This is a genomic window from Spirosoma sp. (genome assembly GCF_048594605.1).
Taxonomy (GTDB): Bacteria; Bacteroidota; Bacteroidia; order Cytophagales; family Spirosomataceae; genus Spirosoma.
The window spans coordinates 1-23,660 of record NZ_JBMDWV010000060.1; the positions used below are offsets into that span (position 1 = coordinate 1).

The following is a 23,660-nucleotide window of genomic DNA, read 5'->3' on the forward strand; positions in this document are numbered from 1 at the left end:
GAAAAGCATTACGGCCGCTCTCGACTTTGCCGCCGTAATGGCGCAGGCGGCTCGTGTGTTCAAGCCGTTCAGCCGCGAACTGCCGGGCTTGGCCGATTCGTGTCGTTCGGCGGCTGTAAACGCCTGGAAATGGGCGCAGAAAAACCCGGATGCGCATTATCGCCAGAACGAAATGAACCAGCGATTTGACCCAGACGTAACGACGGGCGGCTATGAAGATAGAAACGCCAGCGACGAATGGATTTGGGCAGCCGCCGAGTTATATGTAACGACGAAGGACGATATCTATGCCAATGCCGTTAGTATGTTTCCGGACGATAAAACACCACTGCCTTCATGGCCCCAGGTTCGGACATTGGGTTATTATACGCTGGCTCGTTTTGCCAAAGACAAGTCGTTACGGAAGCAGGACGTATTGACCCAGTCTAAAAAACACGTCGTTGATCTGGCTGCTACGTTGCTTGAAGGCGCTGATCAGCAGGCGTTTGGGACGGTTATGGGCAAATCGGCCAAGGATTTTATTTGGGGCAGCAGTGCCGAAGCCGCAAATCAGGGAATTGCGCTCATTCAGGCGTATCGGATAACCAGTGATAAGAAATACCTGAACTACGCGCTCACCAACCTTGACTATTTGTTGGGGCGTAACGCGGTTGGTTATTCGTTTTTAACCGGTTTTGGCCATAAATCGACGATGAATCCGCACCATCGCCCGTCAGTTGCGGATGGAATTACAGAGCCCGTTCCAGGTTTGTTGTCGGGTGGTACAAATGCCAACGCGGCTCGTCAGGATAAGTGTCCCGGTTATACGACCACCGTTGCCGACGAAGTGTATCTGGATCAGTCCTGTTCATATGCATCGAACGAAATCGCTATAAACTGGAACGCACCGATGGTTTATCTGGCTGCAGCCGTTGAAGCGTTACAACGGGAAGCGGGCTATTCAAAAAAGTGAAGCTGTTACGTCACTTAACCCTATCTTAAAATTATCAGATGAATCAGAACCGAAGAATCGTGTGGTTGACTGGAATATGGATTCTCCTGTTGACTGGCTATGGTAGGGCCCCACTTATCGCTCAGCAGAACAGCCCTAAGGCTGAGCAGGGTTGGCGGCAACTTTTCAACGGAAAGGATCTTAACGGCTGGAAGCACGTAGGAAAGGGCAAAATGGTCGTTGATAAGGGACTGATCCGCGGTCAGGGCGGCCTTGGGCTGCTCTATTGGACAAAGGAAAAATTTGGCAACTGCACAATTCGCGTGGTTTACAGGATGCACAAAGAGAATAGCAACGCGGGTGTGTTTATCCGGATTCCGATTGAGCCGCGCGAAGAGTGGATGCCCGTTCATTATGGGTACGAAGTGCAGATCGACAATCACCCGGAAACGTCTGATGAAGATGAATACCATTATACCGGTACGTTGTACTCGCTGACCAAACCGCTGGCAAAACCTGGAAAACCGGGCCCTCAGTGGAATACGCTGGAAATTACCCTGGATGGACCACGTACCATTGTTTATGTGAATGGCGTAAAAGTGACAGATTACCGGGAAGGCAGTCCCGTTCCAGCGCGTAAATTCGATTTTGAACCGTACCGGGGTCTGCGGCCTGATTCGGGCTATATTGGTTTACAGAATCACGGCGATCATGATGTTGTTTATTTTAAAGAAGTTGCTGTAAAGCCCATAGCTAAAAAGTAGGCTTATGGCTATACATGACGAAGCGTAGCCTCTTTGGGAACCTGAAAATTCCTAAGGCCGCGCCCGAGCTTTTTTATGTACAGCAGATCGCGCAACAACGCTTAACAACCGGACCTATCTGGAGGAGCAGCGTTTGCCAGACGATTGCGTAGTCGTTAAATAATACTGATTGAACCCCAGCGGCCGGGAGAACACAACGCTTTAAATTATGCTACATTGTGTTTTCCCGGCCGCTGGGGGTATAAACAAGAACGTAGTGCTTAGCGTGCCAGGTAACCACCATCGACAGGATAATACGCCCCCGTTACGAACGAAGCTTTTTCGGAGGAGAGCCAGACAACCAGTTCGGCCACTTCTTCGGGCCTGCCCAGCCGCCCGATAGGGTGTAAATCGATGAGCATCTTTCTCGCTTCGTCGGGCAATGCGCTTAGTAATGGCGTATCAATATAAGCTGGACCAACGGAGTTGATACGTATGCCTTTAGTCGCATATTCTATAGCGGCCGTTTTCGTCAGACCCACAACACCGTGTTTGGCTGCGACGTATCCCGGTGAATTGGCCGTACCAGCCTGCCCCAAAATCGACGCCATGTTAATAATCGATCCGCCTGTATTTTGCTTCATCATAGCCTCCAGTTCATACTTCAGGCAATAGAATACACTGTTCAGGTTGATGTTAATAATCTTTTGCCAGCCTTCCAGCGAATAATCTGCCGTTGTGTTTAGTTCGCCACCGATACCAGCATTGTTGCAGGCTATATCTAACTGACCAAACGCGGATACGGTCTCGCGAACCAGCTGCTGGCATTGAGCAGGATCACCGACATCGGCTTTAACAAATTGGGCGTTGGCTCCCGCTGCCCTGATTTCTTCCACCACCTGCTGCCCCTGCGCTTCATCAACGTCTGATACTATTACGTTGGCACCGTGCCGGACGTAAAGCAGGGCGATCGCTTTCCCAATTCCGGAAGCAGCACCCGTTACCAACGCTGTTCTTCCCGTTAAGTTATTATCCATGATCGTCTCTATTTTTTGTTAAAAAAGGCTTAAAGACAACTAGTTAACCATGAGTTAGGTTAATAATTTGATTGATAAGGATCAGAGGAGCTTACCAGAAAATGGATTGTTCTGATGGCCTGATTGTGAGCAGGTCAACAAATGGCTTACCTTGCAGTTAATTTAATAGTCCTGATCAGCCATTATTTATTAGCTAATTATTCATAAAAGATGTTGTATCCGCTTACGTTTGAGACCATTTATAAAGATAAAATCTGGGGCGGCCAGAAGATTAAAACCATCCTGGATAAAGATTTCGCACCGCTCCCCAATTGTGGTGAAACTTGGGAAGTATCTGATGTTGAAGGCAACGTATCGATTGTAAAAGAGGGAAGCTTACAGGGGAAATCATTGCACGAACTCGTTGAGCAGTATAAAGATGAGCTGGTCGGTAAGCATGTCTACGACAAATACGGCAACCGCTTTCCACTGCTGATCAAATTCATCGATGCCAACGACGACCTTTCCATTCAGGTACACCCGAACGACGAACTGGCCAAAGAACGTGGGAGTGGCTTTGGAAAAACGGAAATGTGGTACATTATCCAGGCCGATGAAGGTGCCAAACTAAATTCCGGTTTCAATCGGGAGGTAACAAAAGAGGAATACGTACAAGCCGTTGCCGACAATACCATTCAGGATATCCTGAATATTGAACCTGCTCAGGCAGGCGATGTATTTTTTCTTCCCGCCGGTCGGGTTCATTATATCGGAAAGGGATTATTACTGGCCGAAATTCAGCAGACATCCGACACTACGTATCGGATTTATGATTTCGACCGCGTCGACGCGACCACTGGCGAAAAGCGCGAACTCCATACGGAACTGGCCGTTGACGCCATCGATTATCACTACTACGATCAGTATAAAACGCAGTACGAGAAAAAGCTGAACGAAAGCGTTAATGCCGTAACAAGTGATTATTTCGTAACCAACGTATTGAATTTCAATCAGGAAGTCGAGCATGACTACACCCACATCGATTCGTTTGTCGTGCTGATCTGCGTAGCGGGCGCCTTAACGGTCAATACCGAAGGTGGTTATAGCGTACCGCTCAAAATGGGGCAATGCGTTTTGATTCCCGCATCCATTAACAACGTAACGCTCGTTCCTGACGGCGACATGACCGTATTGGAAACCTATGTACCGTAACGTTCGGGCGGAAGCTCAGCTTGCTAACATTCTATAGTACATTTGATAGCGAATGAAAGAAGACGAAAGGAGAAAAGGCGTTAGTTTGCCTTTCTCGTTTCGTTTTTCCTATTTTAATCGACGTAGTGTTTCGGGCGTACTTCGTGATGCTACGTCATCAGTAAATAAAACAACGCATGAATCTTAATCTGACGAATAAAGTCATTCTTGTTACCGGTGGGGCTAAAGGTATTGGTGAAGGAATTTCGACCGTACTGGCGGCCGAAGGCGCTATTCCGGTCATTATTGGTCGGAACGAAGCTGACAACAACAAAACGGTTGAAGCCATTCGGACGAAGGGTGGACAGGCGTATCAGTTTGTGGCCGAATTATCACAGCCTGATCCCTGCAAACAAGCCGTAGAACAAACACTGGCGCAGTTTGGACGTATTGATGGGTTGGTTAACAATGCAGGTGTGAACGATGGTGTTGGTCTGGAAAATGGCTCATACGAAGGCTTTATCGCTTCGCTGCACAAGAACCTGGTGCATTATTACCTGATGGCGCACTACGCTCTGCCCGCATTGAAAGAATCGAAAGGGGCTATTGTCAATATTGGCTCGAAAGTGGCGGAAACCGGCCAGGGAAATACGTCGGCCTATGCGGCTGCCAACGGCGGACGTAGTGCACTCACCCGCGAGTGGGCCGTTGAATTACTACCCTACGACATTCGGGTCAACTGTGTGGTTGTGGCCGAAAGCTGGACCCCTCTCTACGAAAACTGGATCAAAACCTTACCCAATCCGGAAGAGAAACTAAAACAAATTGTTTCAAAAATTCCGCTCGGCAATCGTATGACCACTACCGAAGAACTGGCGAATATGGTAGCCTTTCTTTTGTCGGATAAATCGAGCCACACAACCGGCCAGCTTATCCACGTCGACGGCGGTTATACACATCTTGACCGGGCCATTACAGAATGAACGATGTGAATGAGATGGAAATAGATTTCAGGATCAAGCTGTTTAGGATTGTCCTTTTCTTGTCGGCTTTAGCCCCTCAAGTCCTGTAACCCCTAAATCCCCTGAAGGGGACTTGGCTCATTTGCGGAATAAGTCCCCTTCAGGGGATTTAGGGGTTGCAGGGCTTGAGGGGTAAAAATTCTTTAGGAGATAAAAATCTGCGTTCCGGTTGTTTGCCGTAAATCCTCAATTATAAATTAAAAATGGCTCTTGGACCTGCTTCTGATTCTGTTAAACTTAAACCCGGCCAGGAGACTGGAAATTATGGTCTTGCTTTTGCGCTCGTCACCAGTTTGTTTTTCTTGTGGGGACTGGCCAATAGCCTGAACGGATCGCTCATTAAGCAATTTCAGATTGCACTGGATCTGAACCGCTTTCAGGCTGGTATCGTGGACTTTGCGTTCTACCTCGGTTACTTCTTTATGGCTTTGCCGGCCGGTTATGTTATGCGGAAGTTTGGCTACAAACGAGGTATTCTGCTGGGATTATTTCTGTATGGGGGGGGCGCCTTTCTGTTTTATCCGGCTGCCGAAGTGCGGGTCTATGGTTTCTTTTTACTGGCTCTGTTTACCATGGCTTGTGGCATTGCTTTTCTGGAAACGGCGGCTAACCTCTACGTAACGGTTCTTGGCGATCCGGAAAAGGCGGAATGGAGGCTCAATTTTTCGCAGTCGTTCAATGGAATTAGTGCCATTCTGGGACCTGTTATCGGTGCGCTGTTTATTTTCTCAAAAGATGAATACACGCCCGAAATGCTGAAAACGATGGCTCCGCTACAGGCCGAAGCGATACGGGTGCAGGAGGCTCTTTCGGTGCAGAGCCCATATCTGGTAATCGGGTCGGTTATTGCTGTTGTTTTTCTGTTATTTCTCATCACCCGAATGCCCGAAGTGGGGTCTGAAGAAGAACAGAACGCTGGTAACGTATCAATTGGGCGTATTTTCCGTCATCGCCACCTGACACTGGGCATCATCGCACAATTTCTGAACGTGGGGGCACAGGCTACCTTGTGGGGGTATTTCGTAGACCTCAAGCTCGATTTTGCCCGCGAAACCCACTGGGTATTGGCCGAATGGTATATGAATCTGATTAACTCCCTGACGGGTGGCTCCAGCGATTTGTCGCTAACGCAGATTGCTGGTTTTCATGCTTCGTTTGCCCTCGTGTTGTTTATGCTGGGCCGGTTTGTCGGTACGTCGCTGATGACGCGCATCCGCCCGAACGTAGTGCTTACCGTTTACGCGGCCGGGGCGGTGCTGATGGTCATTTTAGCCATGGTTTTCGGCGGAATAACCGCGGTTATTGCCCTGAGTTTCACGTACTTTTTTCAGTCGATTCAATTCCCAACCATTTTCGCGCTTGCCACAAAAGGGCTGGGTGCCGAGTCGAAAATCGCGTCGTCGCTGATCATTATGAGCATTGTTGGGGGCGCTCTGATGCCCCTGGTGGCCGGGGCTCTGTTTGCTAAAGGTCCGGTTTATGCGTTATTGGTTCCCTTGCTTTGCTTTGCGTTTATCGTGTTCTATGCCATGCAGGGTTACAAGACCAGGCTCCGCGACGTAGAACACGCGCCGGTTATTTGATTGAAAACCCCCTGAATCTTCAGAAGCGGACTCTGTTCATGAGCAGGCTAAGTCCACTTCTGGAGATTTAGACGTTTAATAGGGTAGGAGAAGGAAAGTTGTTATAAAATCATCACCTAATTTGCCTGTGTTTACTGGATTATGCGTTACTGCCTTGCACTCGATTTAAAAGACGACCCAGCCCGGATTGCCGAATACGAAGAATACCACAAACGAATCCGACCCGAAATTGAAGCGAGTATTCGCGAGTCAGGTATTACAGAAATGGAAATTTATCGCGTCGGAAATCGTTTATTTATGATTATGGAGACCGATGATACGTTTTCTTTTGACGCGAAAGCGGCTGCCGATGCCGCTAACCCAAAAGTTCAGGAGTGGGAAAATCTGATGTGGACGTATCAGCAATCGCTCCCGATGGCAAAGCCCGGAGAGAAATGGGTACTTATGAAGAATATTTTTCAGATGTAAACGAGCAGTAATTCACTCGTTCACCGTACCGGCGACCCGGTTTTTCGCTCTATAATCATGAACGTTGCCTTATTTATTCCCTGTTACGTTGATCAGTTTTATCCGCAGGTCGGTATTGCGACGATGAAACTGCTGGAGAAAGTTGGCGTTCAGGCTACGTTTCCCATGCAGCAAACCTGTTGCGGCCAGCCGATGGCTAATGCGGGCTGCGAAACCGATTCCATTCCAGTCTATCACAACTACGTGCGGGTGTTTGCCGATTATGATTACATCGTAGCACCTTCCGGAAGTTGTGTGTATCACGTACGCAAACATTTTAACATTATTGATCAGACTCCGGCGGTTAAGCACGTGCGGGAGCGTACCTACGAACTCATTCAGTTTCTGACCGATGTCTTGGGTGTAACAGAGATAGAAGCTGAATTTCCATATCGTGTCGGCCTGCATCAGAGTTGTCACGGACAGCGTGGTTTACGTCTGGCACCTGACTCTGAAATGTCGCCGAACCGTGAAGGAAAAGTCAGTAAGTTGCTGAAGCAGGTACGTGGCCTGGAGTTGATTGAGTTGGATCGGTACGACGAATGTTGCGGATTTGGCGGGGCCTTCTGCGTATCGGAAGCCGCCGTGTCAGCCCGAATGGGGCAGGATCGTGTACAGGATCATGTCAAGAACGGCGCTCAGGTTATTACAGGGGGCGACGTATCGTGTTTGATGCATCTGGAAGGAATCGTCCGTCGTAAAAAACTTCCCATTCGCGTGATGCACGTATCGGAAATCCTGACCGGAAGCGTTACGTAACTATGCCAAACTTGTATATTATGGCTGGCCCGAATGGTGCTGGGAAAACGACTGCCGCTTATACCCTACTGCCTGAAATACTAAACATATGGGAGTTTGTCAACGCCGATGAGATTGCCAGGGGGTTATCCCCGTTTCAGCCGGACTCAGTAGCTTTTGAGGCTGGGCGAATTATGCTGCAACGCATTGATTTTTTAATGAGTAAGCAAGTAGACTTTGCTTTTGAAACGACACTCTCTACACGCTCGTATGTCCAAATGATCCGCCGGGCGCAAAAAGGGGGCTATTCGGTAACGCTGTTTTTTATATATTTATCTTCTGCAGAAATGGCCGTTGAGCGAGTTGCAAAACGGGTGTCTATGGGAGGACATAATATTCCTACAGATGTTATTTATCGTCGTTATGAGCGTGCATTGAGCAATTTGTTCGGCCTTTATTTACCCATTGTCGATTCATTTTTGTTCATCAACAACAGTGGTGAGGAGCCGGTTAAAATAGCCAGTGGAGGTTTGTTGATGGATGACGTAGTATCAGATCCAATTTTGTGGAACTCTTTATCGAATCAATATGAAAACGGTAAGTAAACAGGAAGATATTTCCGAAAAAGTGATGGCCGGTTTCCGGTTGGCACACAAGCGGTTAGTTGAAAAAGCAAAACGAGAGGATGATACGCTGGTAATAGAACGTAACGGCAAACCGGTGCGTGTTAAAGCTCGCGACCTATAGATTATGACACACGCACAAGCTGCCGACCGCTTCACCGCCGATTTTGAACGTACCACCTGGCACGACCAGGCGCTCTGGTTCGTACGGCAAAAGCGAGACCGAATGGCCTATTCGCTGCCCGAGTGGGAGCAACTCCGCGAGTTGGCTTCGCAGATAAAGAACCACGCACTCAGCAATCTGGATACGTATTTAGAGGAATTTGAACGTAACGCTCAGGCGAATGGCGTACAGGTGCACTGGGCGGCTAATGCGCAGGAACATAACGAGATTGTCCTGAAAATTCTTCGTAAACACGGCTCTTCCCGGTTGGTCAAAAGTAAGTCTATGCTTACCGAAGAGTGTCATCTGAATCCATATCTGATCAGGAACGGCGTTGAGGTGGTAGACACGGACCTGGGGGAACGTATCATTCAGTTGATTGATGAACCGCCGAGCCACATCGTAATGCCTGCCATTCACCTCAAGAAAGAGGACGTTGGCGATATTTTCCACAAGCACCTCGATACGCCCGCTGGAGCCAGCGATCCACAGTTTCTGGCCGAAACGGCCCGCCAGCACCTTCGAAAGCATTTTGTAGCCGCCGATGCTGCTTTGTCGGGTGTAAACTTCGCCATTGCCGAAACGGGCGGGTTTGTTGTCTGTACCAATGAAGGAAATGCTGATCTGGGCGTTACGTTGGCACCGGTGCATATTGCCAGCATGGGTATTGAGAAAATCATACCTAAACTTGAGCATCTCGGCGTGTTTACACGCCTGCTGACGCGCTCGGCAACGGGTCAGCTTATGACAGCCTACACGAGCCACTTTCATAAACCTCGGCCCGGTCAGGAATTGCACATCGTGATTGTCGATAACGGTCGTATAGAGCAGCTTGGACGACCTGATTTTCGGGCATCGCTGAAATGCATTCGTTGCGGAGCCTGCATGAATACTTGCCCCGTTTATCGACGGAGTGGGGGCCATAGTTATGATTATACGGTTCCAGGGCCTATTGGATCAATCCTCTCGCCCAATGTTGATCTGAAAAAGCACAGTACATTGCCGTTTGCCAGTACGTTATGTGGTTCGTGTTCAGATGTTTGCCCTGTCAAAATTGACATTCACGTGCAACTTTACAAATGGCGGCAGATCATTAACGAGCAGAAAGCAACGCCCGTTGGTAAGCGAATCGGAATGAAAGGATTAGCCAAGGTGCTTTCCCGACCAAAACTTTACGCACGACTGGGTAAAGCAGCCCGGCGCGTACTGGCATCAACGCCGTATTCGCTTTCGCACAATGGGACCATCAATCCCTGGGCCATCGCCCGCGAGCTGCCTGACCCACCCAAACAAAGTTTCCGGGAATGGTACGCTCAGAACGCTAAATAGATTTTAACAAAAATGCCCGATTGAATCGGGCATTTTTGTTACGGGATGCTATTAAGCAAACCTGTATATTTGATTATCATCCATCAATCTTTTTATGAAGCTTCATCTACTGGCTTTGCTGTTCGTAGTTGCGTCGGCGAAGGCGCAACTCACCTCATCTGGTACTTTTGTCAAAGACAATTACCAGAAGTTCGAATACAAAATTCCGATGCGCGATGGTACAAAACTCCATACGGCCGTTTACATCCCCAAAGATGCTTCTGCCACAAAGAAATACCCGTTTTTAATGCAGCGGACATGTTATAGCGTAGCACCCTATGGTGCTGATACGTATGCAACACAGCTTGGTCCGTCGGGAACGCTCATGCGCGAGAAATTCATTTTTGTGTATCAGGATGTACGCGGACGCTGGATGTCGGAAGGCACCTGGACCAACATGACGCCGACCGTAACCGATCAGCAACCAGCACCCGCAGCAAAAGGAAAAAAGAAAGTGGCCAAATCAACTGGTCCGGTGCTTGTTGATGAAAGTTCGGATACGTATGACACCATCGAATGGCTGCTCAAAAATGTACCCAACAACAACGGTCGGGTAGGGCAGTGGGGCATTAGCTATCCCGGTTTTTATACCATTGCGGGTGCTGTGGCCGCTCATCCTGCTTTAAAAGCGTCATCGCCACAAGCCCCGGTGTCGGATTTTTTCTTTGATGATTTTCACCACAATGGTGCGTTTATTCAAGCGTATATTTTCACATTTCCAGTATTCGGCGTTCAGCACTCCGGCCCGACAGATAAGCCATGGTACGCAAATCAGATGATTAAGACCGGCACGAACGACGGATTTCAATGGCAGTATGATTTAGGCCCATTGAAAAATGCCGACAAATACTACAAGGATAATTTCTATTGGCAGGAAACTGTTAATCATCCAAACTACGATGAATTCTGGCAGAAACGTAGCATTCTTCCGCACCTCAAAAACATAAAACATGCCATGATGACGGTGGGTGGGTGGTTCGATGCCGAAGACTTGTACGGTCCACTGAACATCTACAAAACTGTTGAGAAGAATAATCCCGGCACGTATAATACGCTCGTGATGGGCCCATTCGGGCATGGGCGTTGGTCGCGCGAAACGGGACATACCCTGCACAGCAATATTTATTTTGGTGACAGCATTGCTACGTTCTACCAACGGAATATTGAAGCCAAATTCTTCGATCATTTTCTGAAAGGGCCGGGCGATGGCAAAACGGGGCTGCCTGAGGCCTATCTATTCAATACAGGACGTAATGAATGGAAAACATTTGACAAATGGCCCGCCGAGAATGCGCAGAAAATCCAGTATTACCTGACTACGGATGGCCAACTGGCCACGAACAAAATAATGGGTTCGGCAGAAGCGGGCGGCAATTCATTTTCCGAATTTATCAGCGATCCGATGAAGCCCGTTCCGTATACCGAAGATAATACTACGTTGCAGGGATTCACACCGTTCAATTATATGTCGGAAGATCAGCGGTTTGCCAGCAAGCGCCCCGACGTACTGACCTTTCAGACCGATGTACTGGCCGAAGACGTAACGCTGGGGGGCGAAATCATGGCCAAATTAAAAGTAAGCACGACCGGTACAGATGCCGACTGGGTTGTAAAGCTAATTGACGTATATCCACCCGATGAGCCGAATCACGCGTATATGCCAAACAAAAACATTACGCTCGGCAATTATCAGCAAATGGTACGTTCGGAGGCTATGCGCGGGCGGTTCCGCAACTCGTTCGAAAAACCCGAGCCATTCAAATCCGGCGAAGTGACCGACGTTACGTTCCGCTTGCAGGACGTACTGCACACGTTCAAAAAAGGGCACCGGATGATGATTCAGGTGCAAAGCACGTGGTTTCCACTTATCGACAGAAATCCACAGAAATATGTGGATAACATCTTCAAAGCCGACGAAAAAGATTTCCAAAAAGCAACCCATCGTGTTTACGACAACTCCGTTATTGAGGTGCAGGTGCTAAAATGAAGGCAGCTGAAGCGTACGGGTGCCAACGTAGCAAGACGCCGGTTTCGCTACGTTGGCACCCGATTTTTTTTAACCGTGGGCAGCGTCTATAGTATGCATCAGAAAAATAAAATTATTCTGTTGATGATAAATGGCCCATTTTGTGGCTTTAGCGATATATATTACTGACATACATGTCAATAACCTTCCTCCATGATAAAAATTTTACTGATTCTTCTCCTTATCGTCTTTGTCGTTTACGCCATTTGGTACTACAGCATTCGACGCAAGGCAAAGGAGCACGCCATTCCGATTGAGCAGCAACCCGGTCATCAATGGACAACGGAGTTTCTGGAGAGCAAACGCCAGCGTACCGATCCGTTAGCCGACAATGTGGTAGACCAGATTATGGAGCGGCATCAACAAGGTGAAATCAATCGTTTGTTCAGCATTATTGTCCAGGACGACGGTACGTTGCCCCCTGATTTGCCTCCTGAAGTACGGGATTATTTTGAAAAGACGGCCGATTTGCCCCCTTGGGCCGATAAAGATCTAATGGCCCTGGGCCAGCAGATGTACATTCGTCACGGAGTGTTGATTGGTGTGTTGCTTTCGTTCAAGTCGCTGCCCGAGTGTTACGCCTGCGCGAAAGGCGCAATGGTCCTCTATATGACAGGACGGCTGAATGAACATAATGGTTCATACAATGCTTTCTCGCGACGCATTGCCGAAACTGCCGAGTTTGTTATGTATACCATGTTGCCGGGTGGGTTATCGCCCAGAGGCCGTGGTATACGGGCCGCTCAGAAAGTCCGGCTGATTCATGCGGTTATTCGCTATTACCTGCGGCAACACAACTGGGACGCTACCCAGTACGATGAGCCGATCAATCAGGAAGATATGGCCGGCACGTTGATGGCTTTTTCGGCGCTGATTCTGGAAGGTCTTGAACTGATCAATGTACAACTGAACGATGCAGAAAAAGAAGCCTACATGCACTGTTGGCGGATAATTGGCTATCTGATGGGCGTGGATGAAGATTTACTTCCGAATAATGCAGCCGATGGACTAGCACTTGGACATGCCATATTGAAGCATCAGGCCGCTCCCAGTGAGCAGGGTAATGTACTGATGGCGGCTCTTTTAGGATTTATTCAGACGCTTTCGCCTTCGTTTATCGATCCGCAGACAAATGTTGAGATGATGCGCTTCACGATGGGTAACGAACTGGCTGATTTACTCGGTGTTCCACCCGCCAGCCAACCCGATATTGATAAACTGGCCGGCCGGGTTCGTCTTGTGGCCGAAGTCGGTGAGGTGCTGGACCATACGCTGCTACTGGCCATGCTTATTCAGGGTGTTAGCCGACTGTTGCTTGAGGCCCAGATTAAGTACATGGACCCCAACGGGCGGCTCGATTTTTACCTACCCGAATCGCTTACCAAAAGTTGGGGGTTCGCTCAGCCTGAACGTTCATAGTCATGAATCAGCCGCTTATTGATACGACGGATTATACCGTTCCAGGTCTGATTTTTAACGGGGTCGGCTGTTTGTTCTGGGTTGTTGCCTACGTAGTGCTGGTGCTGGAAATCCGAAAGAAAAAGTTTGTTGAAATGCCTGCTTACGTAGCGGGAGCCAACATCGGGTGGGAGTTTGTCTGGAGTTTCATTTATCACCCTGATACGGGATTGCTGTACGCGTTAAGCTACCAGGCCGCCTTCTTTCTGGATTGCTACATTTTCTACTCGACGCTCCGTTACGGTACCAAGCAGCCTATTCATCCTGAGATGAAAAAATATTTCAGGCTATTCTGTCTGGTCAATTTTGGCTTCTGGATCATGTTTTGCTACCTGTATCGCAACGAGGGTTATGATACGTTGAATGGAGCCAATTCGGGCTATATTATCAATATTATTTTGTCGTTGCAGTGTCTTTTTCAACTGCTTCAAACGAGAGATACTGCGAATTTTTCGGTGCTGCTGGCGTGGAGCCGGACGCTTGGTACAGGGCTCATTACGGTATCGCTTTTTTATTTCTTTCCTGACAATCAATGGGTTCAGTTTTTGGGTCTCTCCTGCTTAGTAATGGATAGTACGTATATCTATGTTCTTTGGCGACGACATGGCAAACTCATATAACATGCGCAACTATGCTATCTAGAATCGCTGATTACTTTATTCCCTCAAAGTTCCAGGAGCACATAGACGACCAGCGAGCGGCCCGTTTGCTGGTATTTACCCTGCTTTACTCGGCAATGGCTGAGTGTTTCTCAGTGGTTAACAGCATTTCTATCGGTTTTACGGAAGCCAGCTATTTGCTGTTCAGTGCCGGTCTGTTTAATCTATTGATCGTATTTTTCTTTAGAAATGGTCTGTCGATTCTCTTTTGTACAAACCTGAGTATGGGCTGCCATGCTGTTACGTTCTTTTTACAATCCTGGTGGGGAGGAGGTTTAGAGTGCCCGTCTACATCCGCTACGTTCCTGCTGCCTACTGTAGCCATGCTGTTGACGGGCAAGCGGAACGCTACGTTGTGGCTGGTGGTAGCTTTGTGTATTCCTGTGTTCTTTTTTATCTACGAGCAAGCGGTTGGCCCTCTGCCTATTCGGTATGACCCTGGTAAAAAAGGGGTGTTCATACTCGGATCAGCGCTCGGCTTAATTGTTGTTGTTTACCTTATAACGCTTGTTTTCGACCAGGAAAAAAGCCGGGCTATCAACGCGCTTATTCAGAAAAATGATGAATTGCTGACCACACAGGAGCAGCTCATACAAAAAGAAAAAATGGCCAGTTTAGGGGAACTGACCGCTGGAATTGCTCACGAAATTCAGAATCCGCTGAATTTCGTCAACAATTTCTCCGATATCAGTATTGAATTATTTAGTGAACTCACCGATGAACGGCAGCAGGGAGATCAACGAGATCTGGATCTTGAGGAGGGAATACTTAAAAACTTGGAACATAATTTACGAAAGATTTCTCATCATGGGCATCGGGCCAGCAACATTGTTCATGGAATGCTTGAACACTCCCGAACCAGTACAGGTGAGCGCCTACCGACAGATCTCAATGCGCTCACCGACGAATATTTACGCTTGGCTTATCATGGCCAGCGAGCGAAAGATAATACGTTCAACGCCATCCTGACCACTACTTTCGACGCGAAATTGCCACTGGTTACCATTGTGCCGCAGGATGTAGGCAGGGTATTGCTAAATCTGTTTCATAACGCGTTTTATGCGGTCAATCAGCGTAAACTGGCTTCCGATTCGCTTACTGGTAGAGCCTATCATCCGCAGGTATGGGTGAGCACAGGGTTACAGATGAACAGGCCGTCAGTGGTAGAGATACGGGTAAAAGACAATGGCACTGGTATACCGGGAGATATTCAGCAGAAAATTTTTCAGCCTTTCTTTACCACAAAACCTACGGGAGAAGGAACCGGATTGGGCTTGTCGCTGAGCTATGAGATCATAACGAAAGGTCACGGCGGAATGCTGGAGTTGATGAGTAAAGAAGGTGAAGGTTCGGAGTTTGTCATAAGCTTGCCCTTAACAGCGATCTAGTCCAGGGTTAAGAAATAAAATGATTAAGGTTCATCAACTCACTAAAAAGTTCGCCACCCATACCGCTGTAGACAACGTAACGCTGGAGGTTAGCCAGGGCGAAACATTGGTTCTGCTGGGAACGAGCGGATGCGGCAAAACCACTACGCTCAAGATGATCAATCGCCTGATTGAACCGAGTAGTGGCTTCATCAGCGTTAATGGAGTCGATGTGCGTCAGCAGGATGCTCCAGCGCTACGTCGACGGATTGGCTATGTCATTCAGGATGGTGGGTTATTTCCGCACTACACCATTGCCGAAGCCATTGCCACCGTTCCCAGGCTGCTGAACTGGGAAGAAAGCGTTATTCAGGAACGTACTCATGAGCTAATTGCCAGGCTCCGATTGCCTGAAGCGATGCTGGCACGCTACCCCTCCGAACTAAGTGGCGGACAACGTCAGCGTGTTGGACTGGCGCGGGCGTTGGCGGCTAAACCGCCGGTAGTGCTGATGGATGAGCCTTTTGGGGCCCTCGATCCGTTCACACGCCGTCACGTAAGGCGCGAATTGTTTGAGTTGAATGAGCTGAAAGAAACGACCGTTGTTTTGGTTACGCACGACGTAAACGAAGCCCTGGAACTAGCTGACCGGATTGCGCTCATGGACAAAGGCCGCATTGTGCAGATTGGTCCGCCCCATGAACTACTGAATCAGCCAGCCAGCGATTTCGTTCGTGACTTCCTGGATGAGCAACCCAAACGAAAACAGTAACAAGCGTTTTTTAGTGCAGACCTGCGTTCCATAAGCGTAATGATCGATTTTTTTACCTTCATCCGCGACCATGCTGATAAATTACTGGAGCAGACATTAACCCATGTTGGGCTAACCTTCGTGTCGCTCCTGCTGGCGTTGCTCATCGGCGTACCACTCGGTATTCTGATTACGCGTCAGACAAAATTGGCCAGTAGCGTTCTGGGCGTAGCCGGGATATTACAAACGGTGCCGAGTGTAGCCCTATTAGGTTTTCTGATTCCCCTGCTAGGCATCGGTGTTGGACCGGCTCTGGTAGCGCTTTTTCTGTATGCACTGCTGCCCATCATCCGCAATACGTACGTAGGCATTACAGAAGTGAGTGCTTCGGTCAAAGAGGCAGCACGGGGCGTCGGTATGACTGACTCGCAGATACTCGCCAAAGTGGAATTGCCGCTGGCCCTGCCGGTTATTTTTGCGGGTGTTCGTACCGCTACGGTCATTAATGTAGGCGTTGCTACGCTGGCTGCTTACGTAGCAGCCGGTGGATTAGGTGAATTTATTTTTAGCGGTATTGCGCTCAGTAATGTCAATATGATGCTGGCGGGTGCAATTCCGGCGGCTCTTTTAGCAGTAGGTTTCGATTTTGGTTTAGCTCAATTACAGCGATTATCCGGTAAAAAACTACGTATCGGGGCGCTGGTTTTTGTGGTCCTCGTACCTTTTTTATCGGCGTTCTATCTAGTGCCGGGCCGCCAGGATAAGCTAATTGCTGGTTTCGCCCACGAATTTTACGGTCGCTCCGACGGGTATCCGGGTTTGCAGAAAACGTACGGGCTTTCGCTACTTCCGCGCCTGATTGATCAGAACCTGATGTACGAGGCCATTTACCGGAAGCAGGTTGATATTATCAGCGGCTATTCGACGGACGGACGTATCAAGGCATTCGATTTGCTGGTACTGACTGATAACCGCCATGCATTTCCGCCATACGATGCGGCTCCGGTGATACGTCAGTCAACCCTCAAACGCTATCCTGAGCTTGGCGCTACGTTTGATTCGTTAGCCGGTAAACTCACCGATTCGGTCATGACAGAACTGAATTATCGGGCGGATTATCTGCACCAATCACCCGAACGTATTGCTACAGATTTTTTGAAACAAATGGGTCTTTACGAAACACCTAAAGCAGGTGACCGGTCGCAGACCATTGTGATGGGCTCAAAAGTGTTCACGGAACAGTATATTCTGGCCGAAATTTACCGTCAGCTTATTGAAGGGAAAACGTCGTTACGCGTCGTAACGAAAACGGGTTTGGGGGGTACGCAGATTTGCTTCGACGCACTACGCAACGGCTCTATCGATTTTTACCCTGAATACACCGGAACCGGTTTACTGGTGATTTTACAGCCCTCTGGCGACGTGCTCAGAAAGTTACCTACCCACCCCGATTCGGTATACAGGTTTGTTCAGCAGCAATTTGCGCGTAAGTACGGCCTTAACTGGCTGAAGCCGCTAGGCTTCAACAATAGTTACTGCCTGATGATGCGCCGGGAACAAGCACGGCAGCTACGTATTGGTTCAATTGAAAATTTGGTGCGATATTTGGAAAAATGATAAAACGTCTATGAAAAATCACTTTTTGTATCTTTTTGTTCTTTTAAGCGCGTCGGTATTTGCGCAGGAAACGACGTATCAACCGTTTGAAGTAGATAGTGCCGCTGAACCAAATGGGGGAGTGGTATTTTTCAATACGTTTATTCAAGCGACGCTACGTAAGCCGATTTCGGCGCAGGCTGCGGGCAATGGCGGGCGGGTAGCGCTGGAAGGTATTGTAGAGCCAGACGGGCGCATTTCCACCGTAAAAGTGTTGCAAAAGTTTCGCCCCGATTGTGATGCGGAAGCCTTACGGGTTTTCAGTCTGTTCAATGCCTGGAAGCCAGCCAGAAAAGGCGGCCAGGTTGTTCGGCAGCGAGTCACAATGTCTATTCCGTTTCCGGCTAATCCGCCTTTTACGTACGTGAACGGTTCGCGAATTACGTACTTCGGAGCGGATAGTAAAGTAACCCCTGACAGCACGCAGGCGAAGTATAAACAAGTGGCGCCAATAGACGAAAATGGTATTCCTGCGGGCGATGTAGTGGTTTATGAAACGAAGGGAAAGGGCTGGAAAGAATCATTCCGGCTAAGACTAATTAAGCAGAAGAATAACGTATCAAAAACCTACATCGTTGCCAATCAGAACTATAAACAGGATTGGGAAGGTCCTTTTTTTAAGCTGAACGAAGCGGGTACAATTATTGGGCAGACCACGTACCGCGATGGAAAACCTGTAGGTGCCGAGTTAACGTATAATGAAAATGGCGCCATTGCTGAAAAAAAGGAAGCCTCAGATGCGGGGACGGCTTACATGAGCTGGTATCCTCATGGGCAGATTCGACAAGTACGTACCGTTCCTAAATTTAATCCGGATACACCCAACCAACCGGAGCAGGTAGCGGGCGTCTGGGATCGCCGGGGTAATCAACTTGTCAAAGATGGCAATGGGCTGGCGGTTTATGAAACAACGACTGAGTCGAAAGCTGATACGGCGAAAAAAACGCAATTCGTCGAGCAGGGTCGCTACGTCGATGGCTTTCAGCAGGGCGTCTGGACGGGCCGCTACGCGGATGGTTCCTACTTCTATGAGGAAACATACGACAAGGGTATCTGTACAGGTGGCAAGGCGGTGAAAGCGGGTGGCGACACGATCCGGTACAATAATTTACGCACTCAGCCTGAGTTTGCAGGGGGCATGAATGGATTGGGACAGTTTCTGGCGCAGAATCTTCGCTATCCGGTAGAGGCCCAGCGAGCGGGCGTACAGGGTCGGGTATTTGTCAGTTTTGTCGTTTGCACTGATGGCACCCTTTGCGATTATGAAGTAATCAAGAGTATAAATAAATCGGTAGATGAAGAAGCTGTACGGGTCGTGAAAGCCATGAGCGGCCGTTGGAAACCCGGTATTCAACGGGGCGAAAAAGTGCGGGTAAAATACAACCTGCCGATCAATTTTACTCTGAATTGATGCTGTTCGGGCGTAGTCGATTGAAAGCCGTCGTTACGTTCGTAACTTTGCCGGATAACCTCTGCGTACATGTCGCTTAAGCAAGTTCCTCTCCATCACATTCATCAGCAGTTAGGCGCGAAAATTGTGCCGTTTGCGGGTTTTGAAATGCCCGTCCGTTACACGTCCGATCTCGACGAACACCATACCGTTCGCAATGGCGTTGGTATTTTTGATGTCTCGCACATGGGCGAGTTCATTCTTAAAGGAGATGGGGCGCTGGGGCTGATTCAGCGTGTATCGGCCAACGACGCCAGTCTTCTTTACGATGGCAAAGTGCAGTACAGTTACCTGCCCAACGGAAAAGGCGGCATTGTCGATGATCTGCTGGTTTATCGAATCAGCGATGTCGAGTATATGCTTGTGGTGAATGCGTCGAATATCGAAAAAGACTGGAACTGGATCAGCCAGTACGCGCCGGATTATGACGTAACAATGACCAACATCTCCGACGGTACGTGTCTGTTTGCCGTTCAGGGGCCGCTGGCTGCTAAAGCCTTACAGCCGCTCACGAAGGCCGATCTGGATGCTATGGAGTACTACACTTTTGAAAAAACCGACTTTGCCGGATGCGCCAACGTAATTGTGTCGGCAACGGGCTATACAGGAGCCGGTGGCTTCGAAATCTACGTATCGAACGATCAGGCCGAAAGCGTTTGGGAAGCCATTACGGAAGCAGGTGAGGCTTACGGCCTTAAACCGATTGGGCTGGGCGCGCGTGATACGTTACGTCTGGAAATGGGGTACAACCTTTACGGCAACGATATTACCGACGAAACCTCGCCAATTGAAGCAGGACTCGGCTGGGTGACTAAATTTACCCACGACTTTGTTGATGCTGACGTGCTAAAAGCACAAAAAGAACAGGGTGTTCCGCGTAAATTAGTCGGTTTCGAGCTACTGGACCGGGGTGTTCCACGCGGACATTATGAACTCACTGACGCCGATGGCAACCCGATTGGTGAAGTAACGTCGGGCACACAATCGCCAACACTGGGCAAGGGCGTTGGGTTGGGTTACGTAAAAACAGCCTATAGCAAACCTGGCTCCGAAATCTTTGTCAAAGTCCGCGACCGGCTTCTGAAGGCTCAGGTTGTTAAGCTTCCTTTCGTTAAAAAATAAGGCATGTTTGTGGTGTCGGTTTCTCAAAACTGATACATTATTAATAAGGTGTCGGTTTTGAGAAACCGACACCACATCTAGCTAAAATGAAACAAATAGACGTTTGTCTTACCCCCGATTTATTACACCTGCACACCGTTGAGAATACCATTGTTGTTGTGGCCGATGTGTTCCGTGCTACGTCGTGCATGGTAACAGCCTTTGCGTATGGTGTCAAAAGTATTATTCCCGTTGCCACAATTGATGAGTGCCGACAATTGCAGGAACGTGGTTATCTGGCTGCTGCCGAACGTAATGCGAAGAAAGTTGAAGGTTTTGAACTGGATAATTCGCCGTTTACCTATATGGATGAGCGCATTCGGGGCGAAAACGTAGCCATGACAACCACCAACGGTACGTTTGCCATTACAAAATCCAGATCGGCGGTAAAAGTGCTGGTAGGGTCCTTTTTAAATCTGGATGCGATTGTTCGCTACCTAAAAACGGAAGGGTACGATGTAATGGTACTTTGTGCTGGCTGGAAAGGCCGTGTAAATCTGGAGGATACGCTGTTCGCAGGCGCTTTGGTAGATCGGCTGAAAGACAGTTATGCAATGGCCGAAGACAGCGCTATTATGTCCTGGAGACTTTATGCCCAGGGTAAAGATAACCTGGTTGCCTACATGGCCAATGCCTCGCACATCCGGCGCCTTCAGCGGTTGGGTATCCAGAAAGACATTACGTACTGTTTGCAGCATGATCTATACGACGTAGTGCCTGTGCTGCGGGGAAATGCGTTGGTGAGTATGGAGGTTTAATGGGAAAATAATCCAAGGAACAATGTTGATTTTTGTATATTTAGTTGTACAAAAATCAACGTCTATGAGAAAACTATTCGGTGTTTTAGCCATTACGTATTGTCTGAGTCTGTCGACCAAAGCGCAGTCGCTTCCTCCCGCCAAAATTCACATTTATAACGGCATTGCCGGCACGCCGATTGAAACCAGGACGACGCTTAATGAATCAGCCCCACTACGTATAAAGTGGCGTACGTGGGCAATTATTCAGGTTAGAGACAGCTTAGGCTTCGTGATCAACAACAAGCCGTATTTTCTTCATTTTGAGCCTGGAAAACAATACTATTTTGTGGCTCAGATAAGCCAGGGAGATCATGGCATCGTCACCGAAAAGTCGGCACGGGAATTTATTCTGACAGCGAATATCAGTTCGGCGAAAGGTCCGGAAGAATATAACTTATCCCGAATCGATAATTAATCTGCGTCTCCAAATCTAAATAAGCCCAGAAGGGTCTTAGAAAAGAAGAGTCTCTTGTTTACGCTCTTCTATTTTCCTATGAAAACGTACATCCAATATTTCGTCTTTGTTGGTTTGATTGTTTTCGGATGCAAAAAGGATGAAATTTCCGTCGAGACGCCTGAATGCCTGAAAACCATAATCGATGATATTAAAAGTCAGGGTAAATGGAATCCGCCGGCTAAAATATTTCAGTATACGTATAATCGCAAGATCGTTTATTTCATTCCGCAACACTGCTGTGACATACCGAGCCAGTTGATGGATGCGCAGTGCAACATAATCTGCGCGCCCGATGGCGGTTTTTCATTTTGTTTCCTCTGGAAATTGCCCCTGATCGTTTGTTTTACGGACCCAGTTTTCCAGAATGCCGCGCATTCGGGTCAGCGTTTTTGCGTGTGACGGCAACGTAGCGAGATTTTTAAGTTCGCAGGGGTCTTTTGTAACGTCATATAATTCCTCTTCGGGTTTTGTAGCAGCTGCAAATTTGGCCTGATCGGGTGTCAGTTTCCCTTCGCGATTCAGCTCTTTCACCAAGTTCCACATCGGATATTCGGTTTCCTTATACTTATTCGACTGCATATAAGGTCGATCCGGCATGTAGTTTTTGATGTATTTGTACTGCTTGTCGCGCACACAACGCATCTTATCGACTGTCTCGTCCATGCGATCGCGGGCGGCAATGATGTAATCACGCTTCTTTACGTTTGCACCCAATAACGGTTGCCCTTCCATGTACGAAGGCAACGTAACACCCGCTACGTTCAAAATAGTAGCCGATACGTCGATGGCACTCACCAGATCAGTGTTTACCTGACCAGGTTTCAAGTGGCCCGGCCAACGTATCAGCAAGGGCACGTGAATACCACCATCGTACAAAAACTGCTTATCGCGAATATGGCATCGGCCGTTATCACCCATAAAAATAATGAGCGTATTCTCGGCAATTCCTTCGTCCTGCAAGCGCTGTAGAATCTTACCTACGTAGCTGTCCATCAACTGAATGGATTCTAGATACGTAGCCCAGTCGGCGCGGGCGACCGGATGATCGGGGTAAAAGGGTGGCATTATCACACGGGCAGGGTCAATGTGGGGCTCGTGCGCTTTTACGGACGTACTCCACGCTTTGCCGCGATGCGTTTCGTCGATGGTCAGTTGGGCAAAAAACGGTTGGCCCGGCTTTCGCTCACTCCAGTCGGTTCCGTCGAAAACCGGATGGTCTGGGTTAAAGTTAAAGTCGGTTTTAGCTGGTGTTTTTACGCCCGGTGCGGCTGTTTTAACATTCGCCGTAAAATAGCCAGCCTCCCGTAAATAATCGGTAATTGGTTTAACATTTGCCGGTAATTTGTAGCCATCGCCACGGTGACTTCGGTGGTGATGCGCGCCAATAGAAGTCTGATACATCCCCGTTATCATGGCCGACCGACTGGGCGAACAAACGGGTGCCGTTGTAAACGCATTGATATAGCGAATGCCATCGCCCGCTAGTTTATCTAAAACAGGCGTTTGCACCACAGGCATCCCGTAGCAGGCCAAATCCGTCGAAATATCTTCGGATAAAATCCAGAGAATATTAGGCCTTTGCTCCGATTGGCTGGGTACGACAGGAGGTTGAATTGATACCGAAGCAATAAAAAAACTGGCCGCAAGGGCAATGATTGTGGGTTTTATCATAGGGGTATTACTAAAATGGACTATTGGCAAATGTCCCCAAAAGCTTGTCAGGTCTTTCGGGGACATTTACCTCTTTACTCAATTCAGCGCCTTGCGTTTCGTTAGCGGAAATTCGGGGTGGTCGGTACGGGTTTCGAGCATAAAGGCCTGTATCTTAGATACTATATCGGGATGCTTATCTGCTACGTTAGTCTTCTCGCCCACATCGTCCTGTAGATTATACAGCTCAAATGGTTTTTCGTAGAATTTAATCCCCTTCCAGTTTCCCATCCGAACCGCCTGAATGGGGCCTTCGCGTTCGTTGATTTCCCAATAAAAC

At 48.5% G+C, this 23,660-nt stretch carries 24 protein-coding genes and 1 pseudogene; 22 read left to right on the forward strand and 3 right to left on the reverse strand.

What is annotated here, in order from left to right; translation table 11 throughout:
• Together ACOJS8_RS03295 and ACOJS8_RS03300 are read left to right on the forward strand one after the other, a co-directional pair.
• Positions 1–952 (forward strand): glycoside hydrolase family 9 protein (locus ACOJS8_RS03295; RefSeq protein WP_420147104.1); only part of this gene is annotated, 952 nt, incomplete at its 5' end.
• 38 nt (positions 953–990) lie between these two features.
• On the forward strand, positions 991–1,695 hold the full coding sequence (locus tag ACOJS8_RS03300) for a 3-keto-disaccharide hydrolase (protein ID WP_420147105.1): 705 nt from the start codon (positions 991–993) through the stop codon (positions 1,693–1,695).
• 260 nt (positions 1,696–1,955) lie between these two features.
• On the opposite strand, the gene ACOJS8_RS03305 is transcribed toward ACOJS8_RS03300, so the two are convergent.
• Positions 1,956–2,711 carry an SDR family NAD(P)-dependent oxidoreductase gene (locus tag ACOJS8_RS03305; RefSeq protein ID WP_420147106.1) on the reverse strand — a complete coding sequence of 252 codons (756 nt, stop codon included), beginning with the start codon at positions 2,709–2,711 and terminating at the stop codon, positions 1,956–1,958.
• A gap of 210 nt (positions 2,712–2,921) precedes the next feature.
• On the opposite strand from ACOJS8_RS03305, the gene ACOJS8_RS03310 reads away from it, so the two are divergent.
• The 20 genes from ACOJS8_RS03310 to ACOJS8_RS03405 all read left to right on the forward strand — a co-directional run bounded on the left by ACOJS8_RS03310 (position 2,922) and on the right by ACOJS8_RS03405 (position 22,069).
• Positions 2,922–3,902 carry a type I phosphomannose isomerase catalytic subunit gene (locus ACOJS8_RS03310; RefSeq protein WP_420147107.1) on the forward strand — a complete coding sequence of 327 codons (981 nt, stop codon included), beginning with the start codon at positions 2,922–2,924 and terminating at the stop codon, positions 3,900–3,902.
• 52 nt (positions 3,903–3,954) lie between these two features.
• On the forward strand, positions 3,955–4,089 hold the full coding sequence (locus tag ACOJS8_RS03315) for a hypothetical protein (RefSeq protein WP_420147108.1): 135 nt from the start codon (positions 3,955–3,957) through the stop codon (positions 4,087–4,089).
• A complete protein-coding gene (locus ACOJS8_RS03320; protein ID WP_420147109.1) occupies positions 4,079–4,864 on the forward strand; it encodes an SDR family oxidoreductase in 786 nt (261 codons plus the stop codon). The genes ACOJS8_RS03315 and ACOJS8_RS03320 overlap by 11 nt, the downstream gene beginning before the upstream one ends.
• Positions 4,865–5,106: 242 nt before the next feature.
• Positions 5,107–6,486, forward strand: coding sequence for an L-fucose:H+ symporter permease (gene fucP / locus ACOJS8_RS03325; protein WP_420147110.1), 1,380 nt, complete (start codon positions 5,107–5,109; stop codon positions 6,484–6,486).
• 141 nt (positions 6,487–6,627) lie between these two features.
• Positions 6,628–6,954, forward strand: coding sequence for an L-rhamnose mutarotase (locus ACOJS8_RS03330; RefSeq protein ID WP_420147111.1), 327 nt, complete (start codon positions 6,628–6,630; stop codon positions 6,952–6,954).
• A gap of 57 nt (positions 6,955–7,011) precedes the next feature.
• Positions 7,012–7,752: a (Fe-S)-binding protein gene (locus ACOJS8_RS03335; protein WP_420147112.1), complete on the forward strand. Its 741-nt coding sequence runs from the start codon at positions 7,012–7,014 to the stop codon at positions 7,750–7,752.
• A gap of 2 nt (positions 7,753–7,754) precedes the next feature.
• Positions 7,755–8,336 (forward strand): zeta toxin family protein, encoded by a 582-nt coding sequence (locus ACOJS8_RS03340; RefSeq protein ID WP_420147113.1) that lies wholly within the window; start codon positions 7,755–7,757, stop codon positions 8,334–8,336.
• Entirely contained in the window at positions 8,320–8,478 is a 159-nt protein-coding gene (locus tag ACOJS8_RS03345) for a hypothetical protein (RefSeq protein ID WP_420147114.1), read from the forward strand. The genes ACOJS8_RS03340 and ACOJS8_RS03345 overlap by 17 nt, the downstream gene beginning before the upstream one ends.
• Positions 8,479–8,481: 3 nt before the next feature.
• Positions 8,482–9,846 (forward strand): lactate utilization protein B, encoded by a 1,365-nt coding sequence (locus ACOJS8_RS03350; protein WP_420147115.1) that lies wholly within the window; start codon positions 8,482–8,484, stop codon positions 9,844–9,846.
• A 94-nt stretch (positions 9,847–9,940) separates the two neighbouring features.
• Positions 9,941–11,872, forward strand: coding sequence for a CocE/NonD family hydrolase (locus ACOJS8_RS03355; protein ID WP_420147116.1), 1,932 nt, complete (start codon positions 9,941–9,943; stop codon positions 11,870–11,872).
• A 192-nt stretch (positions 11,873–12,064) separates the two neighbouring features.
• Positions 12,065–13,330, forward strand: a complete 1,266-nt coding sequence (locus ACOJS8_RS03360; protein ID WP_420147117.1) for an oxygenase MpaB family protein — start codon at positions 12,065–12,067, stop codon at positions 13,328–13,330.
• Positions 13,331–13,332: 2 nt separating this feature from the next.
• On the forward strand, positions 13,333–13,989 hold the full coding sequence (locus ACOJS8_RS03365) for a hypothetical protein (protein WP_420147118.1): 657 nt from the start codon (positions 13,333–13,335) through the stop codon (positions 13,987–13,989).
• 11 nt (positions 13,990–14,000) lie between these two features.
• Positions 14,001–15,416 (forward strand): sensor histidine kinase, encoded by a 1,416-nt coding sequence (locus ACOJS8_RS03370; RefSeq protein WP_420147119.1) that lies wholly within the window; start codon positions 14,001–14,003, stop codon positions 15,414–15,416.
• Positions 15,417–15,435: 19 nt separating this feature from the next.
• Positions 15,436–16,167: an ABC transporter ATP-binding protein gene (locus tag ACOJS8_RS03375; protein ID WP_420147120.1), complete on the forward strand. Its 732-nt coding sequence runs from the start codon at positions 15,436–15,438 to the stop codon at positions 16,165–16,167.
• Between the two features lie 39 nt (positions 16,168–16,206).
• The gene (locus tag ACOJS8_RS03380; protein ID WP_420147121.1) at positions 16,207–17,763 is read left to right on the forward strand and encodes an ABC transporter permease/substrate-binding protein; all 1,557 of its coding nucleotides are present in this window, start codon (positions 16,207–16,209) and stop codon (positions 17,761–17,763) included.
• Positions 17,764–17,773: 10 nt separating this feature from the next.
• The gene (locus ACOJS8_RS03385; protein ID WP_420147122.1) at positions 17,774–19,213 is read left to right on the forward strand and encodes a TonB family protein; all 1,440 of its coding nucleotides are present in this window, start codon (positions 17,774–17,776) and stop codon (positions 19,211–19,213) included.
• Positions 19,214–19,282: 69 nt separating this feature from the next.
• Positions 19,283–20,374 (forward strand): glycine cleavage system aminomethyltransferase GcvT, encoded by a 1,092-nt coding sequence (gcvT, locus tag ACOJS8_RS03390; protein ID WP_420147123.1) that lies wholly within the window; start codon positions 19,283–19,285, stop codon positions 20,372–20,374.
• A gap of 86 nt (positions 20,375–20,460) precedes the next feature.
• Complete coding sequence (locus ACOJS8_RS03395; RefSeq protein WP_420147124.1) at positions 20,461–21,171, forward strand: 2-phosphosulfolactate phosphatase; 711 nt, start codon at positions 20,461–20,463, stop codon at positions 21,169–21,171.
• 64 nt (positions 21,172–21,235) lie between these two features.
• Positions 21,236–21,628, forward strand: coding sequence for a hypothetical protein (locus ACOJS8_RS03400; RefSeq protein ID WP_420147125.1), 393 nt, complete (start codon positions 21,236–21,238; stop codon positions 21,626–21,628).
• A gap of 78 nt (positions 21,629–21,706) precedes the next feature.
• Positions 21,707–22,069, forward strand: a complete 363-nt coding sequence (locus ACOJS8_RS03405) for a DUF6970 domain-containing protein (protein WP_420147126.1) — start codon at positions 21,707–21,709, stop codon at positions 22,067–22,069.
• On the opposite strand, the gene ACOJS8_RS03410 is transcribed toward ACOJS8_RS03405, so the two are convergent.
• Both ACOJS8_RS03410 and ACOJS8_RS03415 read right to left on the reverse strand, forming a co-directional pair.
• Entirely contained in the window at positions 21,974–23,341 is a 1,368-nt protein-coding gene (locus tag ACOJS8_RS03410; protein WP_420147127.1) for a sulfatase, read from the reverse strand. The genes ACOJS8_RS03405 and ACOJS8_RS03410 overlap by 96 nt on opposite strands.
• A 78-nt stretch (positions 23,342–23,419) precedes the next feature.
• Positions 23,420–23,660: pseudogene (locus ACOJS8_RS03415) on the reverse strand (arylsulfatase); the annotation flags it as partial.